At 50.1% G+C, this 12024-nt stretch carries 13 protein-coding genes; 3 read left to right on the forward strand and 10 right to left on the reverse strand.

The genetic code is table 11. The annotated features are described in order from the left end of the window. Positions 1-10: 10 nt before the first annotated feature. The 9 genes from PM3016_RS41110 to PM3016_RS09345 all read right to left on the reverse strand — a co-directional run bounded on the left by PM3016_RS41110 (position 11) and on the right by PM3016_RS09345 (position 5470). On the reverse strand, positions 11-133 hold the full coding sequence (locus PM3016_RS41110; protein WP_014369254.1) for a cyclic lactone autoinducer peptide: 123 nt from the start codon (positions 131-133) through the stop codon (positions 11-13). Continuing rightward, complete coding sequence (locus PM3016_RS37235; protein ID WP_014369255.1) at positions 105-686, reverse strand: accessory gene regulator B family protein; 582 nt, start codon at positions 684-686, stop codon at positions 105-107. The genes PM3016_RS41110 and PM3016_RS37235 overlap by 29 nt, the downstream gene beginning before the upstream one ends. Then, positions 628-1368 (reverse strand): hypothetical protein, encoded by a 741-nt coding sequence (locus tag PM3016_RS09315; RefSeq protein WP_014369256.1) that lies wholly within the window; start codon positions 1366-1368, stop codon positions 628-630. Before PM3016_RS09315 ends, PM3016_RS37235 begins: the two co-directional genes overlap by 59 nt. 100 nt (positions 1369-1468) lie before the next feature. Continuing rightward, positions 1469-2059: a CPBP family intramembrane glutamic endopeptidase gene (locus tag PM3016_RS09320; protein ID WP_014369257.1), complete on the reverse strand. Its 591-nt coding sequence runs from the start codon at positions 2057-2059 to the stop codon at positions 1469-1471. Between the two features lie 24 nt (positions 2060-2083). After that, the gene (locus PM3016_RS09325; protein ID WP_014369258.1) at positions 2084-2749 is read right to left on the reverse strand and encodes a hypothetical protein; all 666 of its coding nucleotides are present in this window, start codon (positions 2747-2749) and stop codon (positions 2084-2086) included. Between the two features lie 29 nt (positions 2750-2778). Beyond that, the gene (locus PM3016_RS09330; RefSeq protein WP_041619073.1) at positions 2779-3435 is read right to left on the reverse strand and encodes a hypothetical protein; all 657 of its coding nucleotides are present in this window, start codon (positions 3433-3435) and stop codon (positions 2779-2781) included. Between the two features lie 25 nt (positions 3436-3460). Beyond that, complete coding sequence (locus tag PM3016_RS09335; protein ID WP_041619074.1) at positions 3461-4099, reverse strand: hypothetical protein; 639 nt, start codon at positions 4097-4099, stop codon at positions 3461-3463. Between the two features lie 12 nt (positions 4100-4111). Next, positions 4112-4765, reverse strand: a complete 654-nt coding sequence (locus PM3016_RS09340; RefSeq protein ID WP_014369259.1) for a hypothetical protein — start codon at positions 4763-4765, stop codon at positions 4112-4114. A 39-nt stretch (positions 4766-4804) separates the two neighbouring features. Continuing rightward, entirely contained in the window at positions 4805-5470 is a 666-nt protein-coding gene (locus PM3016_RS09345; protein WP_014369260.1) for a helix-turn-helix domain-containing protein, read from the reverse strand. A gap of 160 nt (positions 5471-5630) precedes the next feature. Between PM3016_RS09345 and PM3016_RS09350 the strand changes: the two genes are divergently transcribed. The 3 genes from PM3016_RS09350 (at position 5631) to PM3016_RS09360 (ending at position 9557) form a co-directional block, all read left to right on the forward strand. Continuing rightward, positions 5631-6068: a hypothetical protein gene (locus PM3016_RS09350; RefSeq protein WP_013915269.1), complete on the forward strand. Its 438-nt coding sequence runs from the start codon at positions 5631-5633 to the stop codon at positions 6066-6068. A 228-nt stretch (positions 6069-6296) separates the two neighbouring features. Beyond that, complete coding sequence (locus PM3016_RS09355) at positions 6297-8330, forward strand: glycoside hydrolase family 15 protein (RefSeq protein ID WP_014369261.1); 2034 nt, start codon at positions 6297-6299, stop codon at positions 8328-8330. Between the two features lie 3 nt (positions 8331-8333). Further along, complete coding sequence (locus PM3016_RS09360) at positions 8334-9557, forward strand: glucose 1-dehydrogenase (protein WP_014369262.1); 1224 nt, start codon at positions 8334-8336, stop codon at positions 9555-9557. A 165-nt stretch (positions 9558-9722) separates the two neighbouring features. Here PM3016_RS09360 and PM3016_RS09365 read toward each other — a convergent pair whose 3' ends face one another. Next, a complete protein-coding gene (locus PM3016_RS09365; protein WP_014369263.1) occupies positions 9723-12023 on the reverse strand; it encodes an S-layer homology domain-containing protein in 2301 nt (766 codons plus the stop codon). Position 12024 lies beyond the last annotated feature (1 nt).

Genomic DNA, 12024 nt, shown 5'->3' on the forward strand with positions numbered 1-12024 from the left:
TATTGACGTATTACTTTTTGAGGAGTTCCTCCGGGGTTTCGGGGCGGTGTGCGATAGTTGAATTAGTAAATGCGAACATAGAAGCAATAATTGTTAGGATTATACTAGCATACTTTGCGATCAGTCTTTTCATCAGGAAAACTCCCTTCTATTCTAGTGACTAAATTGTAAGTAAAGGTCATAAGTGTAAGTGACTGAGCAAAGAAAACTGTGGCTAGAAGTGAGGATTGAATGAAAAAGTTACTTGTAACTAACACCACAGCAATTAATTTTAAATATGAGTAGTACTTTTTTGGAATCCTACTATAGTTTTCAATACCAAAAGGGGCCTGATAAAGCATAATGAGTAAACTAATTAAGTTTAATAAATAGCCTAAGTAACTAAATTTGTATGTTGAATGCGTAAAGATAACCAACATTATAGTGGAAAATACACAACAAGCTAAAGAAGAGCGTAGGTGGAACCCACCACTTACATTCCTAATAACCAAAAAGGAGATAATGGCTAGTAAAGCATTAAGTAGATGGTTTGTAAGAGTACCAATTATTATTGTTATTAAGATAGCACTTGATGTGTTAATTATTAAACTGAGGGCATAGAAAAGAACTTTTTCTGAGGCTGCAAATTCATAATTTTCTCGAATCTTTGTTGCGATTTTCATTGCGGAATGATCGATCCAATTCATTTTTCACCGGCCTCTCATAGGTTTCTCTAATAATAGCTTTGTTATGTCTGTATGCGAGAAAGATTCCTATAGAGAAGAGCAGGGCCATTATCAAAGACATGTAGAAACTAAGTGAGTTATTATAAAAAGAAATAAGTTCTAGCTGTGCGAAACCCAGTACAATTACTAATACTGTGGCTATAACGAAGTTATAGCCTTTTAGTGCTGTTCGAGAGTTTAGATTTTTGGTTTTAAATAAGAAGCCAATTTTTCTGCTCTGTAAAATGTAAATAATAAAAGACAATATCACAGCGACGGTAACCTGAACTGCTCCCAAAGTTAGCGCTGATTTCTGCACTTGAGCTTCATCAAAGATTCCAAGTTTAATTCCGGAGATCAGTACACTTAGTTCCACAAGTGATGTAGCAATATATCCGCAGAAACTGACTATTAAAGAGTAAAAGAATGGGATTCTGTATGTAATCATTAATAATATGATTTGTGTAGTTAATGCCGATATTATTGCAAGGCTAGTTAATTCTGGTATATATCTAAAATAAAATGAGATAAAAGACATTAGGAAAGCTATACCCGCAATTTTTGGGAGATAGTAATAAAATTGGAAGCGAAAGATGGATAATGCGAGGACAATCAGCGCAATAAACTCAATTCCCCCAAAAAAAACGTTCAGTGCAAAATTCATTTGATATTGCTCCCTTTGTGAAATGACACTTATCTTCTGAAATTTAGTGTAATATACTTTCAAGACACAAACAAGATAATTTTGTCGAATCCTGTGGGCTTCAACTAACGAATTGTTTAATTAATGACACAATGACTGCTATTAAATTGAGAACAATATGAATCAGGATACAAGAAGCAAGAGTCTGACTTTTTTTGTAGATAAAACATAGGATTAATCCAATTACAACATAAGGAATAAACCTCTGAATGTTGTAATGAAGAAGGGCAAAAACAAATGAAGAGGTCAAAGCTGCAAACCAGAAGTTTGTTTTTCTCTGTAATCCACCATATAGGATTTTTCTGAAAACAGTTTCTTCCGCTACAGGGCCGAAAAGGACCGTGTTAAGTATGAGCATTGGGGAGTGGGTAGCAGTAATCTCAAAAGTGGTTTCAGTGATTCCAAGTAATATGGTGCCAGCTGCTTGAACAAGAATGCAATATTGTATTCCTGTAAAAACCATACTATGAAAGCGTTTATCATGCAATTTATTTATGTTGAATTCTTTTAGGTTATCCAGATACAGAAGAACAGTAATTAGGAATAAAGTAGGGGGGAATATTATGATAGTATTATAATTGAAATAAAGAAGTTGCGGTGTAGAGGCAACCCCAAACAAAACCAACAGTAAATAAGGACTAAATTTCGTCATAAATATATTTTCTCCGATAGTGAGTTAGCCTTCTTCTTGTTCCTTCATATATAGCTTCCTGACAATAATAAACAGTGTTGGTATCAATAAGACCAGATTAATCACTATAAATTCTTCAAAGTGGAAAAGGGTAAGACTAAGGGAAGATAAATATAAGACAGCGAATAAAAGGATAGCGTCATTGTTATGGTGGTTTTGTCTTTTTCTTAGGGTGCGCTTACGAGGACTGATAAAAGTGAATCCTATCCGCTTCTTACTGAGTAACCATGATAAAAGCAGATGTGCAAAACCCATGATTACGCCATGATATCCTTTATACTTTTGGGCTGCCTGAATAAACCGAACACCTTGTATTTGACTTTCTATTACATAAAGTACTGATTCCAATAAGGCAAATAAAACAACGGAAATTACTGATAAAAGAAGAGAGTGTGAAAGGTTCCAAGTGAAAAAGAAGTAGGAGCAGCAGACCACAGCCGTGAGCATGATTAGACTCATAAAACTTTCTAAGAAAGTGTAATGTACAATCAGCGAAACGATGGACATAAATATTGAGCTAAGCAAAATACTGGAGCGGTTGCTTTTAACGTTCTGTCGAAAAAGTACTAATGTAAAGATAAAGAAAGCAGGCCTAGTGAAAAATAAGCCTATAATCGACGTAGCTAAAATGTTCGTCATTTGGCTGTTCATTTCAAAAGCTCCTTAAATGACTGTTTTTTTTACTCCGACATCTCCTTATTATAAAGAAAGTAAATATAATAAAAATAGAAAAGTACCAGGCTCACAAACCCCGTAACAACGCTTATCTTGGACTGAATAAAAAATATCGAGACGCACAGCAAGAATGCTCCACCCAAACAATAATACACCGCACGAGGAACTGAGCGGAGAAGCTGCTGCTGATTGCTGTTCCTTGTACGTTGAAATGGGACAAAAGAAAACCCGATTCGAGTCTTGCGTAAAATAAAAATGCCAATCACCATGAAGGCTGCGACAACAATGGATGGCATAACAAATTCTTCTCGGGCAAGCTGGACAAAAGAGTTGCCTGTTATACGGCTAGTCACAACATAAACGCAGGCTTCGGCAACAACATTATAGAGATACGATAAGGTAAAGACGACAGCTGCGTGGGTGAAACGAAGCCGAAAAATGACTAGAAAGCAGAGAAAAGCGCTGACAGGTTGAACAAAGGTGATCCCAAGCGCATGGTTGTATGTTTGCACCCAGTAGGTCACATAACACATAAGGATTGAGGAGAAAAGAATTTTATGGCGGGCCTTCCAGATGTCCTGTCTGAAGAGAGTAAGGGAAAAAGAAAAGAAGGGGGCCCATTGAGTTATGAAAGCAAACAGAAAAATCCATATTGAATCCATGGTTAAGCGCTCCTAGATTGCTGATTTATTCAGAGATTTCCCTTTTGTATATACGATAGAAAACTAAGCCCATGGAGACCAAGAGGAAGGATATAAGTAAAACCAAAACAGCGTCGTAGAGATAAAGTGAGACTATTGCTGAACAAGCGCACAAGATAGAGATCATTAAAATCGGTACTAAGTCCGGAAAGGTTTGCTTATTGTTAAGACGAATAAAGGAAAAACCCAGACGAAATTTAATTAAAAAGAAGCAGAGTACAATATTAAATACGCTTAAAAACAAAAACGGAAGGACTACACTTTCTTTAGCAAGAGTAATAAAAGAGGAGTCTGTCAAATGGCTTAGAAAAATATAAAAGATGATCTCAACAATAATGTTCAATCCGTAAAAAGAAACGAAAATGGTGAGAGATTGTGAGAATTTAATTCTAAAGATAAGCCAGAAGCATAGCCAGGTTGCTAAAGGTTGAAATATAGGAAGAGCCATTCCTTCTGGAATGAACCCTGACTGCAAAATAAAAGTTACTTGAGCCATAATCAGAGACGAAAGAATGATTTTGGATCTAAAGGGTCTTAATTGCTGCCTGAATAAAAGTAGAGACAAGCTAAATGCCGAAGGCCAGAAGATCAAAAAAGCCACGATGAACATCCACGCATTTTCCAAGCACGTTCCCCCTCAATCTCTGCTCTCTTCACGATAAGCTAATCGGACGATCAGAAGCCAAAGGATGACCAGCACAATGACAATTAGAATCATTACCGCAGTATGAAGGAAGAAGATCGCAAACCCTGCTATTCCGGTGATGCAGAACGCGGCCAAGAGAAAAGCCAGCATCTGATCCGACATGCTTCGGAAGCGTACAAGGGATGGATTGGCTGGAATGAAGGTAAAGCCTAAGCGGAAGTACTGAAGAATCCAGAGGATGAGCAGATTCGTTAAGATCAGCAGTCCCCCGACAGAGAACAAGTCTTCTTCAACCATGTGGTACACGACCCGATCCCATTGATAGCGCGTCATCAGGAAATTATAGAATACTTCCAAAAAAATATTAATAGGATAATACAAAATAACCATTAGGATGGAGTGCCACCAGCGGAAACGAAAAATAAGCCCGTAGCAGAGAACTGCGCCGACGGGCTGAATAATGGATGTGAGATAGGCACTGTTTAGAAGCTGAAGGATGACCGAGAGAAGCGTCATCGGGATCACGGAGATCATTAATGGGGCTGTGTAGGCCGATACCCTCATACGAAACAAGGCGAGCCCCAGAGATAAAACAATAGACCAAATGATTAGATATACAATGGTAAATACCAAAGGTCCTTCCATTTCCTTACTCCTTGCTGCAAGCACCTATCCCTTTTAAATTTATATGTTCTTCTCTGCTGTTGTGAAGGAAGCTTTCTTGCCGGCTTTGCCGAATGAGAATTCCAGACTGCGCTGGGTATTGTTGGCGGTGTGACGGTTGATCAGATCGTGGTATTTCCGCTGGCGGATCGCGGAGATGGTGACGGAGACGCCTTTGCCTTCTTCATCGAAGTACAGCTTGCCTTTGCGCTCGTCATATTTGCGGATATGATGCAGATTTACGTACAGATCCGCATCCATTTTTTTGAAACCGTGTTCATCGAGGGTATCCAAAAACGTGCTGAAATCCAGCAGGGAATCGATGCTCCAGGCGAGCCGGTCGGCTTCGGTGTGGTACGTAATTTCTTTCATGCCGATTTCGATAAAATAAACTTGGTTGAGGTCTACCTCCGGATAGCTGCGCGTTACCACAGGGGCAACATCATCGCTCATCAGGTGGCCTGCTTTGATCATAAGTTCCGTATAGGGATATCCGTAAGCGGCGGAGAGCTTTTGGAGCGTGTCCGGCGACGGTGTAATTTTGTCGTTAGTCGATCGGTTGCGTTCCAGTTCAAGGTCTCTTATGTACGCATGCGACAATCCGCTTTTTCTGGCTGCTTCCCTTAGTGACATGGAACCTCTAAGACCCTCTAAGAATTTACCGAAATCAGGAATAGGTTGTCCCATCCTGTTCACTCCTCTCTTGTCCTATTGTACCGGACAAAGCTTCGAAAAGAAATAGTATTATAAAAAAATCTTTAATGTACCGAACTAAGTCTTGACTGTTTGTAATATCAATAATACATTAGAAGTAGTATACTTTTTGAAAAAAAAGGGGGGACAACTAATGAGAGATAAGATCATGAACCGGTGGAGTACTTACGAGCCTTTCTACGTGTCGTTCAACGGATATAAGGTGGCGGACATCGTCATTACGAGCCATGCGCTCAGCCGCTGGACGGAACGGGTGGAAACGGAGCAGGGCGGAATTGAACACATCTGTTCCTTCTTATGGGACAAAATGAAGAATGAGAAAATCCAGCCTTATTATGCAAACGAGAAAGACGTGTATCTGATTGATGAAGATTTGGTGATGGTTGCGGAATTCGTGGAAATGAAGGAGGAGACGGACATCGCGGGGAACCCCCTGCACAAAATGATTGTCGTGACCTTCCTTGGCCGCGTATCCCAGGACATCCAGCTGCGCGACCTGAAAGCCTACTATTCCTGGCTTCGCCATTCGCGCCGAATGACACTTGTGAAGCACGGGAGGAAGAGAAAATGAATACAGCCTGTATGCGGCCCTGAGCGATCGGGGCGAAAGCGAACGAATCACACGAGACCGGCCTGAGGGCTGGTCTTTTTTTGTCCCCGGCCTTCGGCTTCAAGTCCCTTCACACAACGAGGAGTATACCATACGTTTCCATTCATTGCATCGGTTTTTTGAAGAAAAATGCATAAATGGGTTTCCGCTGAGGGGAAAGTAGGAAGAACAGGAAGGGGATGAACCGTAATGGCACGCGATCTGCCGATCGGCAACGGCAATGTTCTGGTGAACTTTGATACGCATTATAATTTGCGCGATATGTATTTTCCTTACGTGGGTCAGGAAAATCAGGCTTTGGATCATTTGTCCCACTTTGGAGTCTGGACCGCGGAGGATTTCTTCTGGATCGACAACCCTGAGCTGAAGCGGGAGGCGGGATACCTCAACGAGTCGCTGGTGACGAACGTGAAATGCATGCATGACCGCCTGGGACTCGGTCTGCTGATCCGGGACGGCGTCGATGTGCAGGAAGACGTCTTCGTCCGCAAGGTGGTCGTCGAGAACCGCAGGAACGAGGAGCGGACGGTCAAGCTGTATTTTCACCTGGACCTGCACCTGTACGGCAACGGAGTGGGGGATACGGTCTACTATGATCCGGAGCTGAAGTCGCTCGTCTTCTACAAAGGCCACCGCTATCTTTCGCTCTCCTGCTCGGCAGGGGGCGGCAAGGAGGCCGGTGTCTCGTCCTTCGCGATCGGGCAGAAGGAGATGAATCACCTGCAGGGCACATGGAAGGATGCCGAGGACGGAAAGCTCGGACGCCATCCGATTGCCCAGGGCTCCGTGGACGGAACGATCGAGCTGGAGCTCCGGATACCGGGCAGCGGAACGGCGGAGGCCTGGTTCTGGATCGTGTTCGGCAAGAATGCCGCGGACATCCAGCGTGTGGAAAAGGAAGTGCGCAAGGTCCACCCGCATACGCTTCTGCAGCGCACCTACAATCACTGGCTGCAATGGCTGGCGATGGACCGGCACGACCTGAAGCTGCTGGAGCCGGACGTGGCATTGTTCTACAAGCGCAGCCTGCTGATTGTCCGGGCGAACACGGATAACCGGGGGGCGATCATTGCGGCGAACGACTCCGACATCATGAAGTTCAACAAGGATACGTACTCCTACATGTGGCCCCGCGACGGGGCTCTCATTACGCATGCGCTGGACCGTTCGGGATATCATGCGCTGACGAAGCGGTTTTTTCAATTCTGCAAAAAGGGGCTGACCTCCGAGGGGTACCTGCTGCACAAGTACAATCCGGACGGCTCGCCGGGCTCCTCCTGGCACCCGTGGATTGATGTGCGGGGGGAGAAGCAGCTGCCGATCCAGGAGGACGAGACGGCGCTTGTCATCTACGCTCTCTGGCACCATCACAAGCTGGCACGGACACTGGATGAAGCCCGGGACGATTACGACCATCTGGTGCTGCCCGCGGCCGACTTCATGTCGAAGTATCAGGATGCGTCAGGTCTGCCCCTGCCCTCGTATGACCTGTGGGAGGAGCGCTACGGTGTGCATCTGTTCACGGTGGCGAGTGTGTATGCAGGCCTGCTGGCTGCGGCGAATTTTGCGGATTATTTTCAGGACAAGGCCCGTGCCGTGTACTACCGTGATCAGGCGGAGAAGGTCAAGCTCGCTGCGGAAAAATACATGTACTCGGAAAGCGAGAAGCGCTTCGTCCGCTCCCTCTACTGGAATTATGACAAGATGACATATGAGCCCGATTTGACGCTGGACGCCAGTATGTACGCGGTGTTTGACTTCGGGCTGCTGCCTGCGTCGGATTCCCGGGTAGCCGCAACGATGAAGGCGATCCGCGAGAAGCTGTGGATTCAGACGACGGTTGGGGGCCTTGGCCGCTACAGCAACGACTACTATCATCAGGTGACCAAGGACATTAGCCGGGTACCGGGCAACCCGTGGTTCATCTGCACGCTGTGGTACGCCGAATATCTGATCGCCACCGCGGCCGGAGAGCAGGATCTCGCGCCCGCGATGGAGCTCATCCGCTGGACGATGAGTCATGCGCTGCCGTCCGGCATCCTGGCGGAGCAGGTGCATCCGTTCACGGGCGAGCCGATGTCCGTCTCCCCGCTGACCTGGTCGCATGCGACGTTCGTGAAGGTCGTGCAGGAGTATCTCGCGAAGGTGAAGCTGTTCCGGCACCAGAAGCACGGGCGTGAGGACCAGAGCGACGAGAAGCTGCTGGAGCCGATGGGAGGGTAATGCATGAAAGCCATCACGGTAACGGGATTGTCTGCCGCACCCGGAGCGGGAGGCGGGGAGCCGCGGCTGGAGCTTGGGGAGGCGGACAAACCGCAGCGGCGGACCGGCGCGGAAGTGCTCGTACGGGTGCTGTGCGTCGGACTCGACGGCACGGACCGCGAGATCATCAGCGAAAAGTACGGCGTTCCGCCGGAGGGCGACACGACGCTGATCATCGGGCACGAATCGCTCGGCGTGGTGGAGGAGGCCGACCCGGCGACGGGGCTGAAGCCCGGCGACGCGGTCTGTGCACTCGTCCGCAGACCCTGCACGGTGCCGGCCTGCGTGGCCTGCCGCAACGGGCAGCAGGACTTCTGCGAGAGCGGGGCATACGTGGAGCGCGGGATCAAGGGCGCGCACGGGTTTCTCTCCGAGTACTACGTCGAGGAGGCCCGGTATCTCGTGCGCGTGCCGGCCGAAGCGCTGCCGTACGGTGTCATGACGGAGCCGCAGAGCATCGTCGAGAAGGTGTGGAGCGAGGTGCAGCGCGTGCAGCAGCGCCTCGTCTGGCAGCCGAAGACGGCGGTCGTGCTCGGCTCGGGGCCGCTCGGTCTGCTGGCGGCGCTGACGTGCCGCTGCCTCGGCCTCGAGACCATCGTCTGGTCGAAGGCCCCGGCGGATTCCGCAGGGGCGCAGCTCGTGCGCGAGTGCGGCGGGGTGTACAAGGAGGCGGAGGACGCGCCGGCTGCCGCCGCGGGGGCTGAGGCGGGAGCGGCCGTCTCGCCGCTGAGCGCCTTCCTGGCCGCGCAGGGCAAGCGGGCCGACCTCATCTTCGAATGCACGGGCTTCAGCCCGCTGGCATTCGATGCGATGGAGGCGCTCGCGCCGAACGGCGTGCTGGCGCTGCTCGGGGTCACGCCCGGCTCCCGCAGCATCCGCATCTCGGCGGATCTGCTCAACCGGGAGCTCGTGCTCGAGAACAAGCTCATCCTGGGCTCGGTGAACGCGTCGCGAAGGGACTTCGAGACCGGACTCTACCGGCTGCAGCAGATGGAGGAGCGCTTCCCCGGCGTTCTTGGGAAGCTGGTGACCGAGCGGCTGCGGATGGAGGACGTGCCGCAGCTGGATTTTGCGAAGCTGGGGATCAAGGCGGTCGTGGACGTCGTTCCGCAGGAACAGTGGGTGCAGCTCGTGCGGGCCGAAGGTGCAGGTGCGGAAGCGGAGATCGCTTACAGCTTCACGGTGTAGGCGGAAGCAGCCGGCTGACGTGAAAAAAGCGAGGCTCATGGGTTGAGCTCTCGCTTCAGTCTGTAGATCATCCCTCTTCCACAGGAAGGATCTACAGGCTTTTTTTATTGAATAGGTGAAGCCGCATGGAGGAGGCCCTGAGCTTATCCCAGCACAAACGGGAACTCATTGGGACAGCAGTTTATAAATTACGGCCGCGGTTTCGGCGCGGGTTGCCTCGGCTGTCGGATCAAAGTAGCCCTCGCTCCGTCCCTGCATGAACCCCGCCGTAATCGCCTTGTTCACTGCGTCTGCAGCCCAGGAGGAGACCTGGTCTGCATCATGGTAGGAGTTCAGTTGTCCGCCGGCCGTAAGCCGCTTGCCGGACTTATACTCGTACGCCCGTACCATCAACGCCGCCATTTGTTCGCGGGTGATAGGCGCTTCGGGGGCAAAGTGCGTTTCGTCCACTCCCTGAACGAGGCCTGCCTGAACGGCAGCCGCTGCCGCGCCCGTATACCACTCGCCTGCCGGCAGATCCACGAAGGGGGTGGAGCGATCTTCGGCATAAGGGATTCCGAGAGCACGCACCAGTATGGTGACAAAATCGGCTCTCGTTGTGATCTTCTCCGGTGCGAATTCACTGGCGGTAACCCCTTGGACCGCATGCTTGGCGCTCAACACCCGGATGGTATCGTAAGCCCAGTGCTGCGCAGTAACATCCGTATAGCTCTTGCTGTATTCCAGCACGGCATATTTGGAGTTATGCGTTAAGGCTGCCTCCAGGGTCCCGTTCGGCACATCGGGTTTGCCTCCTGCATAGTTCCATTTGCCGCCGGACTCATCGAGGTGATATATGCCCAGCAGTTCTACAGCTGCCCCCTGGGAAGGGAGGGGCAGTCGTAAGATGACAGGCTCCGGAAAGCTGTTCAAGCCTCGGGAGTCGCCGTCCTTAGGTTCGATCGTAAGGGTGAACTCCGTGACGGCTCCCATCGGCCGGATCGCTGCTCCGCTTGCACGGCCTGCCGCCTTAACAGCCTCTTCTATTACTGCCGATGAGTCCGGCTGAAGGGCGATACGGATCTGCGAAGCGGCCAACGCTTCCTTGTTGAGCTGATCGGCCAAGGCGAGCAGGACAGAAGAGGGAAGCTCTACGGAACTGCCTTTGGACTGAATCAGCAGGCGTTTTTGCGCACGTGCCAGCTCTGAGCCGGCACTCGGGGGCAGCAGAATTTGGCCATGGTTCACGAGGTCGATCCTGACCACGGAGGAAGCGCCGGACTCTGCTATACGCTCATTCAGTTCTTTGACCGACAGCGAGTAGGCAGCGGGCGCCGCGGGTTCGCTGGAATAACCGCCTGAAGAATGTCCGGATGAAGAATCAGAATCAGAGTCAGAATCAGACCCGGAGTCCGGGACATGAACCGTGAAAGAGGAGCTCCACGATGCGGCGGCATTGCCGGCCAGGTCCGTGACATCGATGGTTAAGTCATGCCGGCCATCGGAGAGCGAGTAAGTGGATGCGGTCACGGTGCCTGTCTCTGCATGGTAATTATGCCGGAGAGCGGTATTGTCCAGCCGGACCACAATGGATGCCGGGTCGATCCCTGAGCCTATGTCAGCCAATGCAGCTGAGATAGCGGGTCGTGCAGTCGTTACCACCTCGCCGTTGGCCGGGGTGACGGACTGAATGACCGGTGACGCTGTATCCGGCTCTTCGGTCGTTTGTCCCGTATCCACGAGGAAAGAGGAGCTCCACGAAGCGGCGGCATTGCCGGCCAGGTCCGTGACATCAATGGTTAAGTCATGCCGGCCTTCAGACAACGAGTAAGTGGATGCGGTCACGGTGCCTGTCTCTGCATTGTAGTTGTGCTCTAGAGTGGTATCCTCCAACCGGACTGTAATGGATGCCGGGTCGATCCCCGAATCGGCATCGTGAAGAGAAGCCGTGATCACGGGGGACGAAGTCTCCACCGTGCTGCCATCCGCCGGTCTGACTTCTGAGATCGTCGGCAGGGTGCCGTCATAAGTGTAGATGCTGCCATTACCGGGGGCGCTGTCTGTCCCGCCTGCAGTCACCGTCACATAGACTGCTCCTGTTACACTGCCTTGTTCGGCGGCAGGCGCGGTTGCCGTAATGCTCGAATCCGAATTCACGACGAATGTACGGGCAGCCACCGTGCCGAACTTCACTCCAGAGGCTTTTGCAAATCCTTTTCCGGTGATCTCCACTTCCTGTCCCCCCGCAGAGGGGCCGATTGAAGGTGTCACACGGTCGACTTCTACGGCACGAATGACCATGATGGTGTATTTCCGGGTCGTCGTGCCGTCTGCTGCGGTGACTTCCACCTCAATGGTATTGGTTCCCACTCTCAGCGGAATCGCCGCGCCCGGAACAGCGGGTGTCCCGTTCGCGCTCACGACAGCGGCTGCAGTCGGGTCTGCTGTTGTAGGTGTCACGGTGATGCTGTCGACGCTGTTCTCCACA

The sequence above is a fragment of the Paenibacillus mucilaginosus 3016 genome, from assembly GCF_000250655.1.
Lineage (GTDB): Bacteria > Bacillota > Bacilli > Paenibacillales > NBRC-103111 > Paenibacillus_G > Paenibacillus_G mucilaginosus.

What these genes read in the sequence shown, in the direction of transcription:
- PM3016_RS41110 (WP_014369254.1), bottom strand. Translation starts at nt 133, where the DNA reads ATGAAAAGACTGATCGCAAAGTATGCTAGTATAATCCTAACAATTATT.
- PM3016_RS37235 (WP_014369255.1), bottom strand. Translation starts at nt 686, where the DNA reads ATGAATTGGATCGATCATTCCGCAATGAAAATCGCAACAAAGATTCGA.
- PM3016_RS09315 (WP_014369256.1), bottom strand. Translation starts at nt 1,368, where the DNA reads ATGAATTTTGCACTGAACGTTTTTTTTGGGGGAATTGAGTTTATTGCG.
- PM3016_RS09320 (WP_014369257.1), bottom strand. Translation starts at nt 2,059, where the DNA reads ATGACGAAATTTAGTCCTTATTTACTGTTGGTTTTGTTTGGGGTTGCC.
- PM3016_RS09325 (WP_014369258.1), bottom strand. Translation starts at nt 2,749, where the DNA reads ATGAACAGCCAAATGACGAACATTTTAGCTACGTCGATTATAGGCTTA.
- PM3016_RS09330 (WP_041619073.1), bottom strand. Translation starts at nt 3,435, where the DNA reads ATGGATTCAATATGGATTTTTCTGTTTGCTTTCATAACTCAATGGGCC.
- PM3016_RS09340 (WP_014369259.1), bottom strand. Translation starts at nt 4,765, where the DNA reads ATGGAAGGACCTTTGGTATTTACCATTGTATATCTAATCATTTGGTCT.
- PM3016_RS09345 (WP_014369260.1), bottom strand. Translation starts at nt 5,470, where the DNA reads ATGGGACAACCTATTCCTGATTTCGGTAAATTCTTAGAGGGTCTTAGA.
- PM3016_RS09350 (WP_013915269.1), top strand. Translation starts at nt 5,631, where the DNA reads ATGAGAGATAAGATCATGAACCGGTGGAGTACTTACGAGCCTTTCTAC.
- PM3016_RS09355 (WP_014369261.1), top strand. Translation starts at nt 6,297, where the DNA reads ATGGCACGCGATCTGCCGATCGGCAACGGCAATGTTCTGGTGAACTTT.
- PM3016_RS09360 (WP_014369262.1), top strand. Translation starts at nt 8,334, where the DNA reads ATGAAAGCCATCACGGTAACGGGATTGTCTGCCGCACCCGGAGCGGGA.